Origin of the sequence: Halobellus rarus, assembly GCF_024494595.1 — an archaeon.
GTDB classification, from domain to species: domain Archaea; phylum Halobacteriota; class Halobacteria; order Halobacteriales; family Haloferacaceae; genus Haloquadratum; species Haloquadratum rarum.
The window spans coordinates 223,897-248,024 of sequence record NZ_JANHDI010000002.1 but is presented as its reverse complement, the minus strand read 5'-3'; the positions used below and the strand labels follow the sequence as shown (position 1 = coordinate 248,024).

Here is a 24,128-nt window from a genome sequence, read left to right as displayed (position 1 = left end):
TCACCCGTCCTGCGTCGTTCGTCGCTCCTCGACGACGTGCTCGCCGTAGGCGACCTGGTCGACCGAGTGGACGGTTCCGCCGAGGCTGTCGATGGCAGCCTCGATGGCGTCGTAGTCCAGACCGGTCCCCTCGACCGTGATCTTGATATTCTGGACTTCCTGGTCGAGTTCGATGAGCGACGCCGTGACGCCGTCGACGCTTTCGACCTCCGCGACGCGTTCCGTGAACGCCAGTATCGACGGCTCGTGCGGCTTCAGCACGTCCAGCGTCACGCGTCGGAGTGTTGTCATTACGTGCCCTATCGCCGTGGGGTTTCATAATACCGCCGGCCGGTTTGGTGCCGGGTCGATTTCGACGTCACGTCGGGTCACACACTCAAGTCGCTCCTCACCGAACGAAGCGGTATGGACGCCAAGCGGTTTCTGTTCGTCTCCGCCGACGCCGCGTTGATCACGGACCTCGCGTGGCAGATTCACCGGGAGGGTCACGAGGTGCGGTACTACATCGAGGCCGAGAGCGACCGAGAGATCGGCGACGGGTTCGTCCCGAAGACCGACGACTGGCGGGGCGACGTCGACTGGGCGGACGTGATCGTCTTCGACGACGTCTGGGTGGGCGACGACGTCGGCACCGGCGCGCTCGCGCGGGAACTCCGGGAGCGGGGGAAGGCCGTCGTCGGCGGGACCCCCAACACCGATCGACTGGAGGAGGACCGGGGCTACGCGATGGATGTCCTCGAGGACCACGGCGTCGACACCATCGACCACCACGTGTTCTACGATTTCGACGCCGCCGTTCAGTACGTCCAAGCGAACCCCGCCCCGTACGTGATCAAGCCGCTCGGCGAGGTACAGAACGTCAAGCGGCTCCTGTACGTCGGCAACGAAGACGACGGCAGCGACGTCGTCGACGTCCTGAGAGCCTACAAGAAGGCGTGGGGCCATCGAATGAAGGGGTTCCAACTGCAGCGGAAGGTCGAGGGCGTCGAGGTGGCAGTCTGTGGGTTCTTCAACGGGGATGCGTTCATTGATAACGTCAATTTCAACTTCGAGCACAAGAAGCTCTTCCCCGGAAATATCGGCCCCTCGACCGGCGAGATGGGGACCTCGATGTTCTGGGCGGGTCAGAACAAATTGTTCGAAGAAACGCTCGGTAAAATCGAAGACTGGCTCGCCAATGAGGGCTACGTCGGGAGTATCGACCTGAACTGCATCGTGAACGAGAACGGGATCTACCCGCTGGAGTTCACGCCGCGGTTCGGGTATCCGACGATCGCGCTGCAGGAAGAGTCAATCGAGTCGTCCACTGGCGAGTTTTTCTACGACCTCGCACACGGCAACAACCCCGAGGTAGAAGTTCACAACGGCTACCAGATCGCCGTTCGGATCGTTCTCCCACCGTTCCCGTTCGACGACGAGAAGACGTACGATGAGAACTCCCGGAACGCCGCCGTCGTGTTCGAGACAGAGAGCCGCGAGGGCATTCACCTCGAAGACGCGAAGAAGATCGACGGCCAGTGGCGCGTCGCCGGCGACAACGGGATGCCCCTCGTCGCGACTGGCAAAGGCGACACGATGCACGCCGCACGTGAGCGGGCGTACGAGCGTATCGACGACATCGTGATGCCGAATATGTACTACCGAGACGACATCGGCGAACGGTGGATCGACGGCGACGGGGACCGCCTGCAGGCGTGGGGGTATCTCGGGCCCTGACCGGTTGTCGGAGCCTTTGCAACCGATTTCGCGTCCGATCGCACGCACTTGTGCGACCGTACGAGCGACGACTCGCAAACGCTACTATCGTATACGGACACCCCGACTGTCGGGGTTCGAACGCCCGAGTGGCACCACCGAGAAGCGACCCGAATTGCCGTTATGAGCGACCTGGGGAGGGTGTACGGACGGTTTTCACGTACCGATAACTGCACGAGGGTACTTTTAAGACCGATCGTCGAGACTCACCTGTAGAACAATGTCCTCTCAAGAAGTCAGACTCCGGAGCACGGTCGCCGGATTCACCGCAGACGGACGATTGCACACCCTGAGCGTCTGGTTCATCCTCGCGCTCAGGCTGATGATGGGTATCGCGTTCTTCCAGAGCGGCATCGACAAGGTGCTCTCCGGGAGCTTCAGCGCGGCGGGCTACCTCCAGAACGCACCGCCGTCCAACGGCAGTCCCGTCGCGGGGCTGTTCGTCGCGATGGGCGAGACGCCGTGGTTCGTGGACTTCGTCAACATCGCCGTCCCGTGGGGAGAGGTCCTCATCGGCCTCGGTCTCCTGTTCGGCGCGTTCTCCCGCCTCGCGGCGTTCTGGGGGGCGTTTATGATGTTGATGTTCTACCTCGGGAACTGGGAGATCTCACACGGGTACATCAACGGCGACTTCGCGTACATGCTCGTGTTCCTCTCGGTCGCCGCGTTCGGGGCCGGACGGATCCTCGGTCTCGACGCCTACATCGAGCAGTACGAGGTCGGCGGCCAACCGCTCATCGAGCGGTATCCGTGGATGCGCTACATCCTTGGTTAGATTGAGTAAGAATTGAGTAAAAAGTAGAAGCGGGCAGCCGGTTGGAACTTTTACATTTTTCCCATACGCAAATAGTAGGTGGCTTTCTCTCACAGATTGGTGAAATAGAGTCAGGTTTTCACCAAATGTTCACTCACATCACTGGTCTTTAAAATCTGAGTGATTTAAGGTATCTCACAAACCTCCTGGTGGTCTTTTTGGGCTTGTATGTGTCCTGGGACGTTTTAAATTCAAAACGATTCTAACCCTACTCACGGCGTTCTAAGAGCATACCGAAATGTCACTTAATCCGGCGGTTTTCAGACGTTTGGGGAATAGTCGAAGTGGATGAATAGATGTAAATGCCTTAGAAACTTTTTAATTTCTTCTAAGGCGGTTTAAACTCATAGAGCGAGAGAGGAATATCTTCCACTCGATGCACCGAAACTCTCCGAACCCGGATGTAAGTTTAACTCGGTGTTATCCTTCGGTGCTGTAGATAACCCTTCGAGTTACACTACTATGTTATCCTCGGGTAATGATAACACTTCAAGAGGGAAAGGAAAGGGGACTATAGGGGATAGGATAGGGAGTGATAGTACAGTTCAATCAAGACATCACTTTGACAAGTGCGATCAGTAGTAAACCGACCAGTCCCCACTTCACTGTCTTGTACGTATTCATTGCTATCTCCCTTGGTATTCCAATATCGTAAAGGAACCCGGCGATCCCGGATGCAACGCCATTGGCGACTTGGAACACGAGGCCGAGGACCAGTAGTGAACCGATGATGAGGCCCACGACAAGGAGCAGTAACTTTTCGTCTGAACTGATGGCGGCTTGATTTCTGGATGCCATCATCTACTATGTCGGCGCATTAGAATATAAATCTTAGGGAGGTCTGAATGAGGGCAATTCGCTCGAAATCTGGATTGTAATGGTTTGTTGAGCCATTTTCTGAAAAACCATTTTGCAAGATCCCATTTAAAAACGAGAGCCGTTATTTCCACTGCTTGTCATACTCGAAAAGTAAAATGTCAGTGTCTGAAACGGCGAGTTTTTGGGATTGCTATGACACGTTCAGAATCTTGCATAAAGGGGGGATTCTGAAAGCGGTTCTGGCACATTCATAACGATCCTTTGCCTTCTTTCCCAGATTTCCGTCCCGAAATCAGAGTCTGTCAGCTACTATGGGTGGAGTCTGAGACACTGGATAGATTATTGGCGACACTCTGCGGTGCGTAATGTCGCCCACACGGGAAGTGCGTGAAAGTGGTATCTCGATACGCAAAGTGTGGTTGGCCCTACGCTTCGGGGTTGAACAGGCGTGATTCCTCTTTCGCTTCGTCTTTCGACTGTTGAAGGTAGATTAGGGTTGTATCCAGATCGTCGTGACCCAAGAGCGATTGGAGCGTACGAACGTCAATATCGGATCGAATTGCCTGCATCGCAAACGAATGTCGCAATGTGTGCGCAGTTACTTTATGAATTTCACGTCCATCCGAATATTCGCTGATTGTTTCCTGAAGTCCTGCAGATTTAGCAGCTTTCTTTATCATTCCATTGATTGAATTGCCAGAAATATGGAGATTGTAATTAGTGGGAAACAAGTATTCAGAGTCCTCCGCATAGGTCATACTCTCCCGACCACCATAATCCAACCATTGTGATAGTTGAAATCCAAGATATTCTTCATTATAAGAAACTATACGGCTATTGTCGGATTTTCGTGGTGGAATAAATATAGACTTATCCTCTCTATCTACGTGTTTCAGCTTACAAGCAGCCAATTCTCCGCGTCTGAACCCGCAATTAAATAATAATCTTATAATCAATTCGTTCCGGATTCGTGGGGAAGGAACACTATCGATCAGGTCAGACACTTCGTCGGAGTTGAGGTACGGATATTCATCCTGTGTAATATCCTCAAGACCAGCCTTCTTTTTGGTATCACCTCGGAGCAACCGTTTATCCTCACCGTCAAGACCATCATACGGATTCTCTGGTACGTCGGGCATATCGTACCGTTCCGTCAGTTTCGCCAGATCCTGGTAGAACTTCGAGATCGCTGAGACACGTTGACTGATAGTTGACGGAGCCATCCCCTCGTCTGTAAGTTCCTCTATGAACACGAGTAAATCCACAGAATCCGCATCCCAAATCTGCTTACCCCGGGCGTCTGTAAGCCACTCACGCCAATTACGGACGTGATTGACATACCGATCAACCGTAGATTCAGCGGAGTTTCTGCCACGTCGTCGTCGGAACTTCGAGAGGACCGTATCGAAATCCATCAGTCAATCCTCTTGTAGTACGTCGGGCCATCCACGTCCGGCTTCCCAACCCGCTCGACCATACTCGTCTGTTCAGCTAATCGAGAGAGAGCGTTTCTCACCTCCTTTTCGTCTCGGTTGATCCGTTCGGCTACCTCAGTATCAGCGATATCTCCCGAGGGAGGCAGTACTTTGAATATCTCGTTTTTGAGGTTGGTCTTCTCAGACGCATTTACCTCCTGTTCCAGGGAGTTCACACGTGCATCTAAACTGTTGAGGGTTGATTCCATACGGGTGAGTGTTTCTGTAATTGCTTCCAATGCCTCTGTGTTGGCCCCTGCGTTGCTTGAGCCAACCTCTTTGGGACTTCCCCCGTTGCTGTCTGAAAGTTCGTGTGCGACGGAGGTACGGATTAGATCGGAGAGACTGGAATACTCCGGGGAATCAGATACAGCAGCGTCCCATTTCTCTTTCTGTGCCGGCGAGACTGTGAGATTGACGCGCTTTCTTTCTGCCACGGATCAACAGAAACAGTGTGGTTGAATAAATCTTATGTAATCAGGATGTGTAAGCGCTACATCCTCGGCTGACCGCTGCTGCCATCTCGGCTGACCGCTGCTGACATTTTTCACCGCCCGACGCCTCGCAGCCACAGGAAGACGGCCAGTCCGGCGACCGTCGCCATCCCGATCGACGGAACGAGCGCGACGACGGCTCCCACGCCGACGCCGATCAGCAGTCCGCCGAACGCGACGAGGAAGACGAACGCGAACGCGAGGAGCGCGGCGGCGAGCGGTCGCGATCCGTCGTCGGTCCCGAAACCGAAGAGGACTGCCGCGGCGACGACGACGCCTGCGACCAATCCGGCGGGGAGGCCGAGGAACACCGAGAACTCGATGCTGGGCGACAGCAGTTCGGTAACGGCGACGAAAGCCACGAGCGCGGCGACGATTCCCGCCGCGACGGCGGTGATTCCGCGACTGTTCATACGGAACGTACGAGGCGGGCGAGCAAAAGTGCACGTACGTGTGCGGATCGTCCTGGAAGCCCGTATCAGGCGACGACGAGCCACGCCAGCAGCACGACCAGCCCGCCGATCGACGTCGAGGCGACGGCGTGGAGGCGCAGTCGGTCCAGCAGCGCGTGCGCGTCGCCCGACACTGAGAGCAGATCGTGGATCTCGCTGCCGATCTCACAGCGGGGGAGGAAGTCCATCGCGACGTGGAGGAAGACGCCGGCCGCGAAGCCGAAGACCAGCCCCCGGATCGTCCCCGTCGCCGGGAGCGCGATCATCGAGGAGGCGATCCCGGCGATCCCGACGCCGGTCGCCGGGAGCAACAGCACCGAGGGATCGCGGCCGGCGTTCGCGAGGCGCCGCGCGGCCGCGTAGCCGGCGGGGCCCTTGTGCGAGACGATCGACAGCCCCAAGAGCAGGCCGAGTTCGGGCATATTTCCGTAAATGATGCCGATGATCGCACCCGCGGAGAAGGCGTGTGCGGTCAACTCGGCGATGGTACGGTCGATCGGGAGATCCATATGCGAGAGTCGGTGGCCGATCGAGTGTGACGCGAAACCGGAGAGCAGGCCGAAGGCGACGCCGAACCCGCCCCACTGCGGGTGCTGGCCGATGGCTTGCGGGACGAGGAAGACAGCAGCGCTCGTCACCATCGCGCCGGCGGCGAGGCCGTAGCCCCACACCAACGCCCCGGCGCTCTCGTCGCCGGTCCGCGCGCCCAGCGGGGCCGCCAACGCCATCGCGAAGAACGCGACCCACGAGATCCCGACGAGCTTGCTGCCCCCGGTCGTCCCGCTGACGATCGCGAGCACCGACAGCGCCGCGAGGACGAGCGTCGCGAACGCGCCGACCCGGGAGACGCCACGAGTCATATGAACGCCACGACTCCGGTTAATAATCCCACGTTGATAACGTGAGGTTTTATTTTAATAAGCCTGTCGGACCCGTCCGAACTCGATCTCACACCGGGTGTGACCGAGTGGGGGGACGTACGAGGGCGTGTGCGCAGCCTTGCCGCATCTGTGGCTCCACGGACGACCGAGGCTCGCAGACACGTGTCCTACCGCGACCGGGTCGCCCGCATCCAGGTCCGGAGATCGATCCGCTCGCCGTCGATCGAGTCTGGGTCCGCCTCCGCGGCCGCCCAGACGAACATCTCCGCCACGTCATCCGGGTCCCGACCGTCGCCGTCGCTCAGATCAGTGTTCACGAGCCCCGGATCGACGACCGCTGCGGTCTGCTCGGCGTCGACGGCGAGTTGACGGACCAGCGCCTCGGCCGCCGCCTTCGAGACGGCGTACGCGCCCATCCCCGCTCTGGCGTCGACCGCGATCGATCCGGACGGTACGAGGACCCGCCCCGTCTCGGGCATCCGACCGAGGGTCTCTTTGACGGCGGCGAAGACCCCCCGGAGGTTCGTCTCGACGGTGTCGTCGAATCGGTCGTAGGATTCCCCGTGGACCGGCATCGCTCCCGACGTCCCGTGTTTGACCCCCGCGTTGGCGACGAGGACGTCGATTCCGTCCTCCTCGCCCGCCGCGGCCGCAGCGTCGACGACGCGTTCGACGTCGGACTCGTCTCGAACGTCGGCGCGGATTCCCTCGACCGGCGCGTCACCCCGGATTTCGGCCGTCGTATCGCCTTCGGCCTGCCCTGTCGGATCATCCCCACCGGCGGCTGGGTGTGATTCGCGAGCGGCCGCGACGGCGTCGGCCAGCGTCTCCTCGGATCGGGCACAGCCGACGACCGCCGCTCCCTCCGCCGCGAACGCTTCGAGGAGCGCCCGACCGATCCCGCGACTAGCTCCCGTGACCACTACTGTCGCTTTCGTGAGGTCCATATCTCACGTTGGGACCGATCGCTCGTAAACGTACTCGCCGATGAGGCGGGGTACCTCTCTTCGGGACCCTCTCAGTGCGGTCCGTCGACGTCGCCTCGGTACGCTTCGACGGCGCTCGGCGTCGACAGGCACGCGCCGCCGACGCCGCCCCGGCCAGCCGATTTATACCCGCCACGGTCCACTGTACCCGTATGAACTCCCTCTCGGACTTCGACTCGCTCGACGGCGCGGACGTCGTCGTCGTCGGTGGCGGGTTCGGCGGCCTCTCGACCGCCTGTTATCTGGCCGACGCGGGTGCGGACGTGACGCTCCTCGAGAAGAACGAGCAACTCGGCGGACGCGCGAGCAGACTGGAGGTGGACGGCTTCCGCTTCGATATGGGTCCGTCGTGGTATCTGATGCCCGACGTCTTCGAGCGCTTCTTCGGTCACTTCGATCACGAGCCCTCGGATTACTACGACCTCACGCGACTGGACCCGCACTACCGCATCTTCTTCAAAGACGGCGACCGGGTGGATATGGTGCCGGACCTCGAACGGAACCGCGAGGTGTTCGAGTCGTACGAGCCCGGCGCGGGCGAGCGCTTCGACGAGTACCTCGAGAAGTCCAAACAGAACTACGAGGTCGGGATGGAGCACTTCGTCTACGAGGACCGGACCTCGATCTCGGACTTCCTCGATTGGAACGTCGCGAAGAACGCCCGCGGGCTCTCGCTCGTCGGATCGATGCAGCGCCACGTCGAGAAGTACTTCGACCACCCGAAGCTCCAGCAGATAATGCAGTACACGCTGGTGTTCCTCGGCGGCGCGCCGACGAACACGCCCGCGCTGTACAACCTGATGAGCCACGTCGATTTCAATATGGGCGTGTACTACCCAGAGAACGGCCTGGGCGGCGTCGTCGACGGTATCGTCGAACTCGGCGAAGAGCTCGGCGTCGACTTCCGAACGGACGCGCCCGTCACGGAGATCAGGGGGCGCGAGGGCGCGTTCGTCACGCGGACGGAGGGGGCCGGGGAGTTCTACTCGGACTACGTCGTCAGCGACGCCGACTACCGGCACACCGAGATGGAACTACTGCCTCCGGAAAAGCGGCAGTACGACGCCGACTACTGGGAGACCAGAACCTACGCCCCCTCGGCGTTCCTCCTGTATCTCGGCGTCGAGGGCGACGTCGACCCGCTCGAACACCACTCGCTCGTCCTCCCGACGGACTGGGACGAGCACTTCGAGCGGATCTTCGACGAGCCGGCGTGGCCGGAAGACCCGGCGTACTACCTCTGCGTGCCCTCCGAGACCGACGACGACGTCGCCCCAGACGGCCACTCGAACCTCTTCGCGCTCGTGCCGATCGCGGCCGGACTGGAGGACACCCCCGAACTGCGCGCGGAGTTCCGCGATCTCGTCCTCGACGACATCGAGGAGAACACCGGCGTCGACCTCCGGGATCGGATCGTCGTCGAGGAGTCTTTCTGCGTGAACGACTTCGCAGAGCGGTACAACAGCACGAACGGCACCGCGCTCGGCCTCGCACACACGCTCAGACAGACCGCGTTGTTCCGGCCGCCCCATCGGTCGGAGGCGGTCGAGGGGCTGTACTTCACCGGATCGTTCACGACGCCGGGGATCGGCGTCCCGATGTGTCTCATCAGCGGCCAGCTCACGGCCGAGGCGATGGCCGAACGGACGGCGTGACGAGAATGGCGCACCGATCCGAGCGAACGGGCGAGGCAGTGGGGCGGGTTCGATACCTGCTGACGCTGTCGCGACCGCGATTCTGGCTCTATCTGGCCGGCCCCGTCGCCGTCGGCGTGACGTTCGCCGCGGAGACGACGGGGGAGCTGTTCACGCCGGTGACACTCGTCCTCTTCGCGTACTTCCTGCTCCCGGCGAACGTCTTCCTCTACGGCGTCAACGACGTCTTCGACGCCGACGTCGACGCGGCGAACCCGAAGAAGGACGACCGAGAGGCGCGCTGGCAGGGTGATTCGGCCGTCGCCGTGGTAATCGCGGCCGCGACCGTCCTCGGGGTGGCGACGTTCGCGTTCACGCCACTCGTGGCGTGGCCGTACCTCGCCGCGTTCTTCGCCCTCGGATTCCAGTACTCGGCCCCGCCGCTGCGGTTCAAGACCACTCCGCTACTCGACTCGATCTCCAACGGCCTGTACATCCTTCCCGGGGCCGTCGGCTACGCCGCCGTCGCGGGGGCGCATCCCCCTCTCGCGGCGCTCGCGGGCGCGTGGCTCTGGACGATGGGGATGCACACGTTCTCTGCGATCCCCGACATCGAACCCGACAGGGCGGCCGGCATCCGCACGACGGCGACGTTCCTCGGCGAACGGCGGACGTTTCTGTACTGTCTCGCCTGCTGGCTCGCCGCCGCGGTCGTCTTCGCGCTCGTCGATATCCGTATCGGCCTCCTGCTCGTGGCCTATCCCGCCCTCGTCTTCGGAATCTACCGCTCGGACGTCGACGTCGAGCGCGCCTACTGGTGGTACCCGATCCTCAACACCGCCGTCGGGACGCTCCTGACCCTCGGGGCGCTCTGGAGGATCCTCTATGCGTGACGCCGGCGACGCCGACGCCAACACGGCCGGGTCCGGGTTCCTCGCTGATCGACTCCCGAAAACGCGCGCGGAGTTGGAGCGACGACTGGAACGGCTCGTGCGCGAGAACCGCTTCACCATCTCGGTGTTCTTCCCGCTGAACGGCATCGTCCTGCTCCTCGCCAGCGCCGAGGGCGTCCTCCCCGCGCCGCTGGCGTTCAACGGGCTGTTGATCCTCCTCGGCACGCTCGTGATGCGCTCGCCGCTCGCCGTCGGCGTCCTCCCGATCACCGACCGGCGCGCGGCGGCCGGGGTCGGAGCACTGACCCTGTACGCCTACGGGATCGAGTTCGTCGGCGTCCACACCGGCGTCCCCTACGGCGAGTTCCTCTACGGCGTCGACCTCGGGCCGGTCGTCGCCGGGGTCCCGCTCGGTCTTCCCGTCTTCTTCATCCCGCTGGTGATGAACTCCTATCTCCTCTGTCTGCTCCTCCTGGGCGAACGCGCCGCCCGGACCGCCGTCCGCCTCCTCGCCGTGATCGCGACGGTTCTGACGATGGACGTCGTCCTCGACCCCGGGGCCGTCGCGCTCGGCTTCTGGGTGTACCCCGGCGGCGGCGCGTTCTACGGCGTTCCGCTCTCGAATTACGCCGGCTGGATCCTCTCGGCGACGGTCGCCGTTCTCGCGCTCGACTGGGGCTACGACCGCCGCGCGCTCCTCGCGCGACTCGACGACTGCGAGTTCCTGCTCGACGACCTCGTCTCCTTCGTCATCCTCTGGGGCGGCATCAACGCGTGGTTCGGCAACTGGATCCCCGTCGCGTTCGCGGCGCTGTTCGGCGTCGGACTCCTGCGGACCGACCGGTTCGACGCGCCGCTGTCGGGTATCCCGCTGTTCGGCGGCCGAGACGCGACCTCGAAACGCTGACTCACCTACTCGCTCCGCGTGAAACTCCGCAGCCACCCCGAGACGCGTCGGCCGAGCCCTCCGGAGGGCCAGGGCAACCACGTCTTTCCCGACGCCCGGCCGGATCGACCCGCCTCGCGGGCGGCGTCGCTCTCGTCGGGGTACGGCACGACGCTGACCCGACGGAACACGGCCACAGGATCCCGATCGAACGCCCAGTAAAGTCGGGTCTTCGCGAGTAGGAACAGCTTCCGCGACGTCGACAGCGACGGCGTCGCCGAGAGGACGTCGCAGTCGCGTCGACGGATCTCGCGGTGGTGGTCCGCATACAGGACCGCCGCCAGCAGGACGGCGAACTGGCAGTCCTCGGGGAGGTACCGGATCCCCTCGACGCCCTCCCGATAGAGCGATTCCGCGCGCTCCAGCTCCTCGTGCATCGCCGCGCGGAAGTTCGCGTCGTACTCGAAGTCGAGGATCTGCTCCTCGGTGACGCCGTGTTTTCGGAGGGTCTCCCTGGGGAGGTAGATCCGGTCGCGCTCGACGACGTCCTCGCGCACGTCGCGGAGGAAGTTCGAAAGCTGGAACGCCTCGCCGAGCGCGGTCGCGTGCGGGAGGGCTTCCTCGGCCTGCGGTGTCTCCATAATCTCGGTCATCATTCGGCCGACCGCCGCCGCCGACCCGTCCATATACGCCTCTAGATCGGCGTACGTCTCGTAGCGATCCGTTTCGATGTCCGAGAGCATCGCGTCGATGAACACCTCGACGTCCGCGTCGGTGATGTCGTACCGGTCTCGTAACTCGGCGAAGGCGTCGAGCACGGGATCGTCGGTCTCCTCGCGACCGAGCGCCTGTCGGCGTAACTCCTCGAGTCGCCGGCGCTGTTCCTCGGGCGGGGCCGTCTCCGCGGCATCGACTACCTCGTCGGCGACGCGGAAGAACGCGTACAGCACGTACGTCGGGTGTCGAACGCGTTCCGGGAGCACGCGCGTGGCGAGGTGGAAGGTCTTGCCCGTCTGCCGCTGGATCGCCTTGCTCTGTCGGATCTGTTCCTGTTGAACCATCGTTACGTGTTGCGTTTCAGGGCGTCTCGTCGCGGTGCCGTCGAACCACACATCTGTCATCTAATGGACGGACCGGACTCATATAACGCTTCGTGCCGATTTGACACCGAATCGGACCAGTGCTGACGAAACGGCCAGTAGAGTCATATACCGGTTTTCCCCCGATCGCTCGCAAAGCGTATCAGATCACCAGAACGTATCGCTGCAGTCGTAGACCACGCCGTGTTCCGGACAGACGTACTTGCAGTGACGGCGGTGCATCGTCCGCTCACAGATCGGGCACGGGCGTCCCGGCGGCGTCTCGACGCCGTCGGAATCGTCCGACGGGTCCACCTCGTTCGCGTCGCTCACGTCCGATGGGGGATCGCAGTCGATAAGAAGGTTCGCGTTTCGCGAGGCGGGGACGACGTCGCGTCCGGTATCCGGAACGGGACAGTCCCGAAACCGTCGGTTCGATTACGTCGGGCGTTTCACACTGCCGGACGTCCGTCCCGCGGTATCAGCACTCCGACCAGCCGCAGGACTCGCAGGTCTTGCAGCCCTCGGAGTAGTACAGCGACATACTGCCACACTCGGGGCACTCGGGGCTCTCACCGGCCGCGAGCAGGTCGTCGGTCGCGTCGTCGCTGGGTCCACTCGGCTGTTCCGCGTCGGGGCCGACGTCGACGTCGTCGACGTCGACGGCCGCGCCGCCGTCGGTTTCGCGCCCCGTCGGGGCGTCGGCCGGGTCGGCCGACGACTCCTCGGAGAGTTCGGTGAGGTTCTGCTGCTGCGGGTAGCCCTTCTCGATCTCGCCGTCGAGGTAGCGCCGCATCGCCGTCCCGATGGCGTCCGGGATGGAGTTGATCTGCTCGCCCTTGTCCCAGGCGACCTTCGGGCTGCGGATGCCCTGCAGTTCGCTGGCGATCTCGCTCGGGTCGACGCCCGAGCGCAGGGCCGTCGAGATGGTCTTCGCGAGCGCCTCGGTGAAGGAGGCGGTGAACCCGCCGGAGTTACCGATGTTCGCGAAGAGCTCGAACGGCCGCCCGCGCTCGTCCTCGTTGATGTTGACGTACAGCTTCCCGTAGCCGGTGTCGATGCGCTGGGTCACGCCGTGGAGCACGTCCGGCCGCGGCCGCTTCTTGCCGAGGTCGGTCTCGCCGTCGGCGGCCGAGAGGAGCCGGTCGACCTCCTCGTCGAGCGCGGCCTGCACGTTCTCGTTCTCGAGGAAGCCCTCGACGCCGCCGAAGACCTCCTCGATCTGCTCGACGAGCGTCTCGGCGGCCTCGCCCTCGTCGGCGAAGTCGGCGTTCTTCGCGCGCGTCGTGAGGACCTGCTTCGAGCGCGTGCCGTCGCGGTAGACGGTCACGCCCTTGCCGCCGTTGCGGTAGATGTAGCGGTACACCTCGTCCATGTCCTCCTTCGACGCCGTGTTCGGGAAGTTACAGGTCTTCGAGATGGCGGAGTCGACGCCCTCCTGGGTGGCACACTGGACCGCCGCGTGCTGCTTGCCCGAGAGGTCGCCGGTGACGACGAACAGCTCCGAGATGGCGTCGGGAACCGTCGACAGCGACGAGACGCCGTCGAACTCGTTTGCGGCCATCTGCTCTTGGGCCTCCTTCTTTACGGCGTCGACGTCGATGTCGTTGGCCTCCAGGACTCGGAGGAAGTAGTCGTCGAACTCGACGAGCATCTCGTCGCCCTGGACGTCGTCGGAGACGTTCTTGTAGTAGGCGACGTTGTAGATCGGCTCGATCCCGCCGGTCGTGTTGCCGACCATCGACGTGGTGCCCGTCGGCGCGACGGTGGTCGTGTTGTGGTTCCGAATCGGGAACCCCTCGGCCCACTCGTCGGCGTCGAGCCCCGTGTGGTGCTCGAACCACTCTCGATACTCGGTCGGGTCGGCGTACTTCGAGTCGTCCCAGTCGTTGAACGCGCCGCGGTCCTCGGCGAGTTCGTGGCTGGTCCACTTCGAGGTGTGGTTGATGTGAGTCATCAGCTGGCGGGCGACCTCGTTGCCCGCCTCGGTGCCGTACTGGATGCCGAGCTGGATGTACAGCTGCGCCAGCCCCATCACGCCGAGCCCGATCTTCCGCATGTCGCGGACCTTCTGTTCGATCTCCGGCACGGGGAAGTCCGACATCGTGACGACGTTCTCGAGGAAGTGCGTTCCCCTGTCGATGCGGTAGTCGAACTCCTCCCAGTCGACGGCCTCATCGAGGAACGCGTCGACGGCGTCTTCGAACGCGTCGTACTCGTCGCCGTGGGCGTCGTACCAGACGCGCCAGTCAGGCGCGTCGAGGTCCACGAGCGTCGAGAGGTTGATGTGGCCGAGGTTGCAGGCCTCGTACTCCTCGAGCGGCTGCTCGCCGCAGGGGTTCGTCGCGAGGATCCGGTGGTCGGGGTGCTCCTCGACGTCGAAGGAGTGCTGCTTGTTGACGCGCTCGAGGTAGATGACGCCGGGTTCGCCGTTCTCGTGCGCGCCGTCGACGATCTGGTCCCACAGCTTCTGGGCGGGGACCGAGAGCACCTCGCCGACCTCGACGTGCTCGCCGAGGCCGAACATGTCGTACAGTTCCTTCGTCTCGGGCGTGGCGACGTGGGGCTCCTCCGTGCGCGGGTTGGTGAACGTGAACTCCTCGCCCTCGAACAGCGCCTCCATGAACTCGTCGGTGATCCCGACGGAGATGTTGAAGTTCGAGAGGTGGCCCTCGACGGCGTTTCGGAGGTGCTTGGGGACGCGCCCCTCGTCGTCGATGAGTTCGCGCGCCTCCTCGAGGGCGTCCGCGAAGGAGTTGTGCGTGAAGTCGTCGGGGTCGTTGAGCCGCAGCGTGTGCGCCAGGGAGACGTCCTTGTTCTTCGCGTGGAGGAACTGGATGACGTCCGGGTGGCTGACCCGCATCACGCCCATCTGTGCACCGCGGCGCGCGCCGCCCTGTGCGATCGTCTCACAGAGCTGGTCGTACGTCCGCATGAACGTGATCGGTCCCGAGGCGATGCCGCCGGTCGAGCCGACCGCGTCGCCGTAGGGACGGAGCCGCCAGAAGGCGTAGCCCATCCCGCCGCCGCTCTGGAAGACCTGTGCGGCCTCCTTTGCGGTCTGGTGGATGTCGTCGATGTCGTCCTCCGGTGAGTCGACGAAACACGCCGAGAGCTGCTGGAGTTCGTCGCCGGCGTTCATCAGCGTCGGCGAGTTCGGCATGAAGGAGAGGTCCTCCATCAGCGTCTCGAACTCCTCGCGTTTGGCCTCGACCTCGGAACGGATCTCGTCGGGGAGTTCGGGGACGACCGTGTCGTAGGCGAACTTGTTGACGTTGTACACCGACAGCGACGTCTCCATCTCCGAGTCTGCGGTGGCACCCTTGCCGAACACGTCCGCTGCGAGTTCGTCGCGCCGCGGGTGGTCGGGCTTCAACTGCTCGGGTGTGACGGTGATGTCGGCGTCGCGCTTCTCGGCCTCGAAGACCGCCTCCGCGAGCGCGACGTTCTTCGCGACGCGCGGGAAGAGTTCCTCTTGGGACTCCTTGGGGTCGCCGTTGGCGTCCTTTCGGAGATATCGCGCGGGCAGGATGTTGTGGTACGCGTTCGCGGTGAGGCGCTCTTCGAGGGTGTCGCCGTCGGTCCGCTTGACGGGCAGTTCGAGTTCGCCGGCTCTCACGTTCTTCTCGCTCATCTACTGTTCCTCCCGTCCTGTGTGGACACACGGGACGTTCTCGGATCGAGTGAGTGACTGAATTGCGGTCATTTGTAACGATGTCTTGTGAGTGTGGCGGGTCGGTTAAGGCTTCGGTATCCGGGCAGTCTCCCATTAAGTATCATAATCAGTACCCATCCACAACCGTGGTTCCCCCACACTCGACGTGGCGTAGCCGAGTAGGTACAGGAGGAATATGAAGGTTCCTAGACCGGAGCGAAAGTGAAATCTGAATCGGTTCATATCGACTCCGTCCGTTGATTATCCAGCAGAACCGAAGGGGGAGTCGATATCGCAACCGTCGGGGCATCGCCGACCGCCGGACCGCCGTACCACACGCGCGTCCCAGGTACGCGTCCGGACGAACAGACGGAATAGCCATTTTTCGTATACGTTCGTTTCCACCCGACCCCGTCCGTCGATTTTCTCCTAGAATCGATCCGCCAGTACCCCACAGACTTATTCGTCCGTCCGGTGATATCGTCGCGTATGTCGTCTCAACTCGTCTCGGCCGCGGCGCTCGTCCCTCTACAACTCGGCGGACTCCTCTCGGAACCGCTCGGACAGGCGCTCGCCGTGATCGTCGCGATCGCGGTCATCGTCGTCGTCGGCCGGATCGTGCTCAAGATCGCGTGGCGACTGGTCACGATCGCCGCCGTCGTCGTCGGGGCACTGCTGCTGCTCTCGTTCTTCGGGATCAGCGTCCTGTAGACGGTCGGCGTCGGCGCTTCGGAGGGGAGCGCGAGCGTCAGACCTTCGCGGCTTCCTCAGTCTCGGGGGGCGCGACGTACGCTTCGAGGAAATTTCGGACGACGTCGTGCCCGACGCCGGTGAGCACCGATTCGGGGTGGAACTGAACCGCCTCGATCGGAAACTCCCGGTGACGAACGCCCATCACGAGGTCCGTCGACCGCTCGGCGTCCATCTCCTTCTCGTTTGCCACCTCGTCAGTGTCCGTTCGTTCGCCGCCCGATACCGCGTGCGTCGTCGTCGCCGTCACCTCGAAGCAGTCGGGGACGCTCGTCGCGACGAGCGAGTGATAGCGCCCGGCCTGAAACCCCTGATCGAGGCCCGAAAAGACGCCGCGGCCGTCGTGGTCGACGGGGTAGGCCTTCCCGTGGATCGGTTCGGGGGCGTGGCCGATCTCACCGCCGTAGGCGTAGACGGCAGCCTCGAGGCCGAGACAGACGCCGAGCGTGGGGATCGTCTCAGAGAGCGTCGTGAGGACGTCGACGGTGACGCCGACGTCGCGCTCGTTCTTCGGGTGGCCCGGGCCGGGGCTGATGACGATGGCGTCCGGGTCGAGTCCGCGGAGTTCGTCGAGGCCGGCGGTGTTCTTGCGGACCAGTACCTCGACGCGCTCGCCGTCGATCCGCTGCTCGGAGAAGTACTCCACGAGGTTGTACGTGAACGAGTCGAAGTTGTCGACGACCAGCAGTCGGACCGTCATCGGCCGACCTCCCCGGAGACCGCCTGGTCCCCCGGCGTCGTGTCGGTACGGTCGTCCGAACCCCCGGTCTCGGGCTGTTCTTCGATGCGCTCGACCGCCGCGAGGACGCCGTCCATCTTCTGTTCGGTCTCCTCGTACTCCGCGGTCGGGTCGCTGTCGGCGACGATTCCAGCACCGGCGCGGACAGATATGAGGTCCTCCGCGCCGCGGCGGTCGATCGTCGCCGTCCGGATGACGATCGCGAAGTCGGCGTCGCCGGACCACGAGTAGTAGCCGACGCCGCCGCCGTAGACGCCTCTCGGAACCCGTTCGAGGTCGTCGACGATCTCCATCGCGCGGACCTTCGGCGCGCCGGTCAGTGTGCCGGCGGGAAAGGTCGCGCGGGTCGCATCGAACGCGTCGGCGTGCTCCGCGTCGGTCGCAGCTCCGGCGTCCGCGCCCTCGTCGTCGCCGTCGCTGCTCCCGGCCAGCGTTCCGGTCACGGTCGACTCGATGTGCTGGACGTGGCTGTACTTCAGGACGTTCATGAACTCCTCGACCCGGACGCTCCCCGGTTCGGAGACCCGTCGCACGTCGTTGCGCGCGAGGTCGACGAGCATCGTGTGCTCGGCGCGCTCCTTCCCGTCGGCGAGCATCTCGCCGGCGAGCCGACGATCCTCGACTGGGCTCGTTCCGCGCGGGCACGTGCCCGCGATCGGGTTCGACACGACGCGGTCCCCGCGAACCGAGACGAGCGTCTCGGGACTCGCGCCGACGATGTGTCGGTCGTCGTGGCGGAGCACGTACATGTACGGCGAGGGGTTGACCTCCCGCAGCGCCTCGTAGAGCCCGAGCGGGTCGATCTCTCCCCGAAGTTCGCGGACACGAGAGATGACGCCCTGGTAGATATCGCCGTCGAGGACGTGCTCTTTCGTCTTTCGCACTGCGGCCTCGTACTCCGCCTGCGGGCCGGCGGACTCGCCGCTCCGGACGAATCCGCCGGTCTCCGGCGGCGTCGCGTCTTCGAGCGTCGAGACGACGTCCGCGGCCTCCGCGCGGAGGTCGTCGTAGATCTCGCTCGGATCGTCGTCGGGACCGATAACGGGTGTGAGAACGAGCGAGACCGAATCTTCGGCGTGGTCGAACGAGAGCGTCTTGGTCGTGAGCACGAACTGCGCGTCCGGCGTGTCCGTCTCGGGGCGCTCGACGCCGACCTCCGAGAGCCAGAGGTCGTAGACGGCCTCGTAGGCCAGGAACCCCACGAGTCCGCCGCGGAGTTGCTGGCGGTCGCCCTCCGGAAAGCCGACTTGCGGCAGCGTCGGAAACGCGGCTCGAAGGCGGTCGAGGACGTCGGGGGTGTCGCCGTCGTCCGAGCCGGCGTCGTCGACGTCGTTCGAGCCGCCCTCCTCGTCAATGCCGCCGAGATCCGCGGCCGCGACGTACTCCGCCGCCCGTCCGCCCAGACGCTCGACGTCGACGCCGTCCGGGCCGACGGTGACGACGGCCTCGGGATCGTAGCCGACGAACGAGAACCGGGCGTGTCGGTCGGTCGTCGCGTGTTCCGGTGCGAACGCGCCGGCCGGGTCGCTCGAGGGCGTCTTCTCCGCGCTCTCTAAGAGGAACCCGTAGTCGCTCCGGTCCGCGAGAGCGGCGTACGCGGTCAGCGGCGTGACGTTCGGGAGTTCCGCGGTCACGTGCGCGACGACCGGGCCGTCGGCCGCCGCCGTGGCGGCCGCGACGTCCGCGGCGAACGACTCGCGGGATCTGGAGAGTTTCGGTCCACTCGCCGCATCGGAATTCACATCGGCGGCGTCGGTCACGAGGAGACCCCCTCGATTCCGGGCCCGTCGTCCGTTCGGCCGTCCTCGCCGTCAGTCCCCCTCCGCCGGGCGTTCGCGACGAACGTGCGGACGGCGTCGTGGTCTTTCTGTCCGCCCCTCCGTTCGACGCCGCTGGCGACGTCGACGGCGTACGGTCGAACGATTTCGACGGCCTCCGCGACGTTATCGGGCGTCAGTCCGCCCGCGAGGATCACCGGTGCGTCGAGCGTCGCCGCCACCTCGGCGGTCGCCGCCCAGTCGTGGGTCTCGCCGGTCCCGCCCGCGCCCGACTCGTCGACGGAGTCGACGAGAACGGCGTCCACCGCCGGCGCGACGGCCCGGGCGCGTTCGGGTTCGGCGGCGTCGACGACGGCGACGAGGTTCCCGGAGATATCCGCCCGGATCCCCCGTAGCGCCTCGGGAGCGAAGTCGCCGTGGAGCTGCAGGACGTCGGGCTCGACACGCTCTGCGGCCTCGATCGCTTCCCCGGCCGTCTCGGGCATCGTCACGAGCGTCGTCGTGAGAAACGGCGATGCGGCGTCGAGTAGTTCGCGCGCTCGGTCGAGAGACACCTCCCGCGGGGTGTCGACCGGAACGTCCGCGATGACGCCCACAGCGTCCGCGCCGGCCGCTTCGACGGTCCGTAGGTCCGACTCGTTCGTCAGGCCGCAGATCTTGGTCCGGACCATCGGCTCAGCGCTCCACCGGGGCGTCGATCGGCTCACAGAGCGCCTCGAACGTCGACGCGGCGCCGCCCTCGTCGATCGCGTTCGCGGCGACCTCGACGCCGTCCTCGATGCTGTCTGCGATACCCGCGACGTAGATCGCCGCGCCGGCGTTCGCGAGGATGATGTCCCGTTTGGGACCCGTCACGTCGCCGGTCACGATGCCGCGGAGGTCCGCCGCGTTCTCCTCCGGCGACCCGCCGGCGACGGCGTCGATCGGCGCGGCGTCCAGACCGATCTCCGCCGGCGTGAGCGTGTACTCCTCGATGCTGTCCCCGTCGACTTCCGCGACGGCGGTCTCGTCGTGCAGGGCGATCTCGTCCATTCCGGTGCCGTGGACGACGAGCGCGCGCTCGACGGACATGTGCGAGAGGGCACGGGCGAGGACGGGGACGAGGTCCTCGTCGTAGACGCCGACGACCTGGGCGTCCGCGCCCGCGGGGTTCGTCAGCGGGCCGAGGACGTTGAAAATCGTCCGCATTCCCAGCTCTTTCCGCGGGCCGATGACCGCTTTCATCGCCGGGTGGAAGACCGGGGCGAGCATGAAGCCGATCCCGTCGCGCTCGATAGCCTCCTCGACGGCCGGGGGTTCGGCCTCGACGTCCGCGCCGGCGACCTCCAGGACGTCCGCGCTCCCGGAGGAAGAGGAGACGGAGTAGTTGCCGTGCTTCGCCACCGCCGCGCCAGCCCCCGCGGCCACGATGGCGCTGGTCGTCGAGACGTTGATCGTGTTGTAGTCGTCGCCGCCGGTGCCGCAGGTGTCGACGAGCGGCTCGCGATCCGGTTGGATCGTCCGGGCCGCGTCCCTCATCCCCTGCGCGAATCCCGCGATCTCGGTCTCGGTCTCGCCTTTCGCCCTGAGCGCCGCCAGCAACGCGCCGATCTGGGCCTCCGTCGCCTCCTCGAAGACGAGACTGGCCGCCTCGCGTGATTCCTCCTGCGTCAGGTCCTCGCCGCCGGTCGTGCGTTGGATGTATTCTTGGAGCGTCATCGTGGTCACCGATGTACGTGTTCGGGTTATAGTGAACAAATCCGTTCATCATCATAAGGCTGTCGGAGCACTCGACGAGCGGGTGGCGGGGCTGGCCGGTGGAGTCGGAATCCAGGCGGCCGGCGAATCTCTCGGAGACCGATGCGCAGTCTCGGATACGTCACACGAGCGAAAATCGAACGACGGCACCCTGTCCCCGAAACGAAACCTTCAATTACGTCCCCGGGAAACGTGGTAATGCGCTCAGACGGGCGCAGGCAGAATGCGCAGCCAGGCGGGTTGGTGGTCTAGTCTGGTTATGACACCTCCTTGACATGGAGGAGGCCGGCGATTCAAATTCGCCCCAACCCACTTCCTTCTAAACGGGATCGACGCACGGAGCCACTTCGCAGGGCAAGTAGCGTCGCGGTCGATGTTTTCACGGTTCCGAGAACGAGGAGAGGACTTAACCCTCTCATCTCCTAAGACGCCCGCGTGGAGTCGCCGTACGACGTACTCGGGATCGATGCCGACGCTGACGAAGACGCGGTCGTCCGGGCGTATCGCAGACGTGTGAAGGACGCCCACCCGGACCACGGCGGGTCACTCGCGGAGTTCGAGCGCGTCCGGCGCGCGTACGAACATATCACAAACGGCCGTGATCCGTCGGCGTTCGAGGCCAACGTCGGGGATAGACGTCGCGATGGGAACGGACCACCGAACGACGGCAGTTCCGGTCCCCGGGGCGGCGATGACGTCCGACGTGGTTCGGGACGCTCGAAGCCGGACGGAGAGAACGCGGACGACTCCGCCGGCGACGACACCGACGAGCGGACGCTCGGTCCGACCGTCGAGTACCTGGACTACGAGGTGCTCGAAGCCAACGGCTGGGAGCTCACCGACGACGACCTCTTCGAGAAGGCGGAGGCCGCGGACCTCGACGTCGACCGCCACGGGCTCCTCGTCGTCGAGGACCGAGAGACGCTGCTGGAAGCGGCCGAGAGATACGGCTTCTCGTGGCCCTACGCGTGCCGGGGCGGCGCGTGTGCGAACTGCGCGGTCGCGGTCGTCGAGGGCGACGTCGAGATGCCGGTGAGCACCGTCCTGACCGACGAGATGAAAGAACAGGGGATCCGACTCTCCTGTATCGGCCAGCCGGTCACGGACAGTCTGAAGGTCGTGTTCAACATCGAGCGGCTGCCCGGACTGGCTGAGCTCCGGCTCCCGGCCGAGCAGTTCGAGAGCGCGCGAGCGGACGATTGATCGGGAACCGGTCCTCGATCGAGCCGGAATCCTGTCGCCGTCGCCAGCGTCCTGAGAACGGGACGAAGTTTCAAGACAGCAGCCGGCGTACACCCGGACGGAGGCTACTCCGACTATGGATATTACTGATATTGCCACTCCTGATTTCGTCGAAGTCGACGTCGACAAGCGCCTTGGGAAGATTCGCGCCATCTTCGAGCGCGAGAACCCCCGGGGAATCGTCGTCACGCAAGAGGGCGAGTACGCCGGCGTCATCGGCGAAAAGCAGCTCGTCCGATCCCGAATGGAGGACGACACGAAGGCCTCCGTCGTGATGAAGTCCGCGCCGGGGATCGACCGCCACGAGGACGTCCGCGAGACCGCCCGGATGCTCGTCGAGGGCGACGTACAGGTCGCCCCGGTGTTCGAAGGCGAGAAGCTGTACGGCGTCATCGCCAGCGACGCGATCCTCGAGGCCGTCCTCGACAGCCTCGACGCTATCTCCGTCGAGGACATCCTGACCGAGGACGTCGTCAGCGTCGGCGAGAAGTCCCACGTCGGTGGAGCGATCAACAAGCTCCGCGAGCACGGAATCTCCCGGCTTCCGGTGGTCGACGAGGACAGCGGCAAGCTCACCGGGATCGTCACCACCCACGACCTCGTCGAGTTCGTCGTCCGCGACGACAGCCGACAGGGCCGCGGCGACCGGCGCGGCGACCTCGACCGCATGTTGGATCTTCCCGTCTACGATCTGATGTCTTCCCCGGTGGTCACCGCGACGCCGTCGGAGACCGTCGAGGCCGCCGTCGAGCGGATGTTCGACAACGACATCTCGGGGCTCGTCGTGACCCCCGACGAGAGCGACGACCTGGTTCAGGGAATCGTGACGAAGACGGACGTCCTCCGCGCGCTCACGTTCACCGAAGAGGAGAGTATGGACGTTCAGATCACCAACGTCAGGCTGCTGGAGACGCTCTCCCGGGAGGAGGTCGTCGAGTCGATCACCTCGGTCGTGGACAAGTACCAGGAGATGCAGGTGCTCCACGCGCACGTCCGCTTCCACCAGCACAAGGAGAAGCTCCGCGGCACGCCGCTCATCCAGAGTCAGATTCGGCTGCGGACCAGCCACGGCCAGATCGCCGGCAGCGGCGAGGGCTACGGCGCTGAACACGCTTTCCACGTCGCGCTCGACAAGCTCGAACGCAACGTCCTCGAACTGAAGGGCGTCAACGCCGACGAGAAGTACCGCGGACAGCTCATCCGAAAGCTCGGCGAGCTCTAGATCGGACGCCCGGTTCGTTTTTTCGCTCGGAGATCACCGCCGGACAGCCTCGCGCCCCCCGACCCTTAGAGATCGACGCCGGACAGCCCCTCGCCCGTGATCTCGAACGCCGCCGACTCGCCGGCGGGCTTCGCCCGATGTTTCTCCAGCGTCGCGCGGCGGTTGCCGCCGCGGAACCGATCGAGTCTGAGCACCGCGCCCGTCCAGTGTTCGAGCGTGTGACCACCGAGCGCGCGCGAGCGGTCGCTGTCGGGATCGGTGAACACCTGGTTCGTGATCACTACCGCGAGGTCGTGCTTCCGCGCCAGGGAGAGCAGGTGCGTCACCTGACTGGCGACGCGGCGGAGCGAGTCGCCGGCGTCAGTGTCGCCGGTGCGTTCGAGCCGGTAGAAGCCCGTCGCGCTGTCGAGGACGACCAGCTCCGCGCGCTCGGCGAACTCCGCGGCGTCGCGGACGGCCTCCTCCTGCTCTTCGAAGTCGTGCGCCTCCGAGACGACGAGCCGCGAGGTGACGTCCTCGACGGACTGCTCGTCGTCGGTCGCGCCCTCGGCCAGCTGACGGAACCGGTCGATCGAGAGCCCCTCGGTGTCGATGTAGACGGCCGTTCCTCCGTCGGCGGCGACCTGCACGGCCGCCGAGAGCGCGACGTTCGTCTTGCCGGCCGCCGGCGGGCCGTAGAGCTGCGTGACGGTGCCGCGCTCGAAGCCGCCGCCCAGCAGGTCGTCGAGCGCTCGACACCCCGTGGTGAGTGCGTCGGACACGCGGGAGTCTCGGTCGGCTTCGGCGAAAAACCCCCCGGTCCGGCGACTCGGCGACGATGGCCCACCGCGGTCGAAC

General features: G+C 64.3%; 23 protein-coding genes and 1 tRNA gene. 9 read left to right on the top strand and 15 right to left on the bottom strand.

The window, feature by feature from the left end; all coding sequences use genetic code 11:
• Window positions 1-291, bottom strand: a complete 291-nt coding sequence (locus tag NO876_RS04430) for a DUF211 domain-containing protein (RefSeq protein WP_256420469.1) — start codon at window positions 289-291, stop codon at window positions 1-3.
• A gap of 114 nt (window positions 292-405) precedes the next feature.
• On the opposite strand from NO876_RS04430, the gene NO876_RS04425 reads away from it, so the two are divergent.
• Both NO876_RS04425 and NO876_RS04420 read left to right on the top strand, forming a co-directional pair.
• A complete protein-coding gene (locus tag NO876_RS04425; RefSeq protein ID WP_256420468.1) occupies window positions 406-1,716 on the top strand; it encodes a phosphoribosylamine--glycine ligase in 1,311 nt (436 codons plus the stop codon).
• Between the two features lie 259 nt (window positions 1,717-1,975).
• The gene (locus NO876_RS04420; protein WP_256420467.1) at window positions 1,976-2,530 is read left to right on the top strand and encodes a DoxX family protein; all 555 of its coding nucleotides are present in this window, start codon (window positions 1,976-1,978) and stop codon (window positions 2,528-2,530) included.
• A gap of 588 nt (window positions 2,531-3,118) precedes the next feature.
• Here the strand turns inward: NO876_RS04420 and NO876_RS04415 are convergent.
• The 6 genes from NO876_RS04415 to NO876_RS04390 all read right to left on the bottom strand — a co-directional run bounded on the left by NO876_RS04415 (window position 3,119) and on the right by NO876_RS04390 (window position 7,637).
• Window positions 3,119-3,367 (bottom strand): hypothetical protein, encoded by a 249-nt coding sequence (locus NO876_RS04415; protein WP_256420466.1) that lies wholly within the window; start codon window positions 3,365-3,367, stop codon window positions 3,119-3,121.
• A 446-nt stretch (window positions 3,368-3,813) separates the two neighbouring features.
• Window positions 3,814-4,803 (bottom strand): tyrosine-type recombinase/integrase, encoded by a 990-nt coding sequence (locus NO876_RS04410; protein ID WP_256420465.1) that lies wholly within the window; start codon window positions 4,801-4,803, stop codon window positions 3,814-3,816.
• Window positions 4,803-5,300 carry a hypothetical protein gene (locus tag NO876_RS04405; protein ID WP_256420464.1) on the bottom strand — a complete coding sequence of 166 codons (498 nt, stop codon included), beginning with the start codon at window positions 5,298-5,300 and terminating at the stop codon, window positions 4,803-4,805. The genes NO876_RS04410 and NO876_RS04405 overlap by 1 nt, the downstream gene beginning before the upstream one ends.
• Window positions 5,301-5,410: 110 nt before the next feature.
• Window positions 5,411-5,770 carry a DUF8147 domain-containing protein gene (locus tag NO876_RS04400; RefSeq protein WP_256420463.1) on the bottom strand — a complete coding sequence of 120 codons (360 nt, stop codon included), beginning with the start codon at window positions 5,768-5,770 and terminating at the stop codon, window positions 5,411-5,413.
• Window positions 5,771-5,835: 65 nt separating this feature from the next.
• On the bottom strand, window positions 5,836-6,669 hold the full coding sequence (locus tag NO876_RS04395) for a ZIP family metal transporter (RefSeq protein WP_256420462.1): 834 nt from the start codon (window positions 6,667-6,669) through the stop codon (window positions 5,836-5,838).
• A gap of 188 nt (window positions 6,670-6,857) precedes the next feature.
• A complete protein-coding gene (locus tag NO876_RS04390; RefSeq protein WP_256420461.1) occupies window positions 6,858-7,637 on the bottom strand; it encodes an SDR family NAD(P)-dependent oxidoreductase in 780 nt (259 codons plus the stop codon).
• A gap of 191 nt (window positions 7,638-7,828) precedes the next feature.
• Here NO876_RS04390 and NO876_RS04385 point away from each other — a divergent pair, with 191 nt between their 5' ends.
• Genes NO876_RS04385 through cruF form a run of 3 tightly spaced genes read left to right on the top strand, consistent with a single transcriptional unit; the run spans window position 7,829 to window position 11,110 of the window.
• Window positions 7,829-9,331, top strand: a complete 1,503-nt coding sequence (locus tag NO876_RS04385; RefSeq protein WP_256420460.1) for a phytoene desaturase family protein — start codon at window positions 7,829-7,831, stop codon at window positions 9,329-9,331.
• Between the two features lie 5 nt (window positions 9,332-9,336).
• The gene (locus NO876_RS04380) at window positions 9,337-10,203 is read left to right on the top strand and encodes a prenyltransferase (RefSeq protein WP_256420459.1); all 867 of its coding nucleotides are present in this window, start codon (window positions 9,337-9,339) and stop codon (window positions 10,201-10,203) included.
• Window positions 10,196-11,110, top strand: a complete 915-nt coding sequence (gene cruF, locus NO876_RS04375; RefSeq protein WP_256420458.1) for a bisanhydrobacterioruberin hydratase — start codon at window positions 10,196-10,198, stop codon at window positions 11,108-11,110. The genes NO876_RS04380 and cruF overlap by 8 nt, the downstream gene beginning before the upstream one ends.
• A gap of 5 nt (window positions 11,111-11,115) precedes the next feature.
• Here the strand turns inward: cruF and NO876_RS04370 are convergent, their stop codons facing one another.
• The 3 genes from NO876_RS04370 to NO876_RS04360 all read right to left on the bottom strand — a co-directional run bounded on the left by NO876_RS04370 (window position 11,116) and on the right by NO876_RS04360 (window position 15,802).
• A complete protein-coding gene (locus NO876_RS04370; protein WP_256420457.1) occupies window positions 11,116-12,150 on the bottom strand; it encodes a phytoene/squalene synthase family protein in 1,035 nt (344 codons plus the stop codon).
• A 186-nt stretch (window positions 12,151-12,336) separates the two neighbouring features.
• Window positions 12,337-12,483 carry an HVO_2523 family zinc finger protein gene (locus NO876_RS04365; RefSeq protein ID WP_345780730.1) on the bottom strand — a complete coding sequence of 49 codons (147 nt, stop codon included), beginning with the start codon at window positions 12,481-12,483 and terminating at the stop codon, window positions 12,337-12,339.
• A gap of 166 nt (window positions 12,484-12,649) precedes the next feature.
• Window positions 12,650-15,802, bottom strand: coding sequence for an adenosylcobalamin-dependent ribonucleoside-diphosphate reductase (locus tag NO876_RS04360; protein WP_256420456.1), 3,153 nt, complete (start codon window positions 15,800-15,802; stop codon window positions 12,650-12,652).
• A gap of 510 nt (window positions 15,803-16,312) precedes the next feature.
• Between NO876_RS04360 and NO876_RS04355 the strand changes: the two genes are divergently transcribed.
• Entirely contained in the window at window positions 16,313-16,534 is a 222-nt protein-coding gene (locus NO876_RS04355) for a DUF8029 family protein (RefSeq protein WP_256420455.1), read from the top strand.
• 37 nt (window positions 16,535-16,571) lie between these two features.
• Here the strand turns inward: NO876_RS04355 and trpG are convergent, their stop codons facing one another.
• From trpG to trpD, 4 genes are read right to left on the bottom strand one after another with little or no spacing between them, the layout of a single operon-like run.
• Complete coding sequence (gene trpG, locus NO876_RS04350) at window positions 16,572-17,273, bottom strand: anthranilate synthase component II (RefSeq protein ID WP_256420454.1); 702 nt, start codon at window positions 17,271-17,273, stop codon at window positions 16,572-16,574.
• Window positions 17,270-19,072, bottom strand: coding sequence for an anthranilate synthase component I (gene trpE, locus NO876_RS04345; protein WP_256420453.1), 1,803 nt, complete (start codon window positions 19,070-19,072; stop codon window positions 17,270-17,272). The genes trpG and trpE overlap by 4 nt, the downstream gene beginning before the upstream one ends.
• Window positions 19,069-19,761: a phosphoribosylanthranilate isomerase gene (locus NO876_RS04340; protein WP_256420452.1), complete on the bottom strand. Its 693-nt coding sequence runs from the start codon at window positions 19,759-19,761 to the stop codon at window positions 19,069-19,071. Before NO876_RS04340 ends, trpE begins: the two co-directional genes overlap by 4 nt.
• Window positions 19,762-19,765: 4 nt before the next feature.
• Entirely contained in the window at window positions 19,766-20,788 is a 1,023-nt protein-coding gene (gene trpD, locus NO876_RS04335; protein WP_256420600.1) for an anthranilate phosphoribosyltransferase, read from the bottom strand.
• 276 nt (window positions 20,789-21,064) lie between these two features.
• Here trpD and NO876_RS04330 point away from each other — a divergent pair.
• The 3 genes from NO876_RS04330 (at window position 21,065) to NO876_RS04320 (ending at window position 23,291) form a co-directional block, all read left to right on the top strand.
• Window positions 21,065-21,139: transfer RNA gene (locus NO876_RS04330), tRNA-Val, on the top strand.
• Window positions 21,140-21,262: 123 nt separating this feature from the next.
• Window positions 21,263-22,030 (top strand): ferredoxin Fer, encoded by a 768-nt coding sequence (fer, locus tag NO876_RS04325; RefSeq protein WP_256420451.1) that lies wholly within the window; start codon window positions 21,263-21,265, stop codon window positions 22,028-22,030.
• Window positions 22,031-22,145: 115 nt separating this feature from the next.
• Complete coding sequence (locus tag NO876_RS04320) at window positions 22,146-23,291, top strand: CBS domain-containing protein (protein ID WP_256420450.1); 1,146 nt, start codon at window positions 22,146-22,148, stop codon at window positions 23,289-23,291.
• Between the two features lie 65 nt (window positions 23,292-23,356).
• Here NO876_RS04320 and radB read toward each other — a convergent pair whose 3' ends face one another.
• Window positions 23,357-24,052 carry a DNA repair and recombination protein RadB gene (radB, locus tag NO876_RS04315; protein ID WP_256420449.1) on the bottom strand — a complete coding sequence of 232 codons (696 nt, stop codon included), beginning with the start codon at window positions 24,050-24,052 and terminating at the stop codon, window positions 23,357-23,359.
• Between the last annotated feature and the right edge of the window lie 76 nt (window positions 24,053-24,128).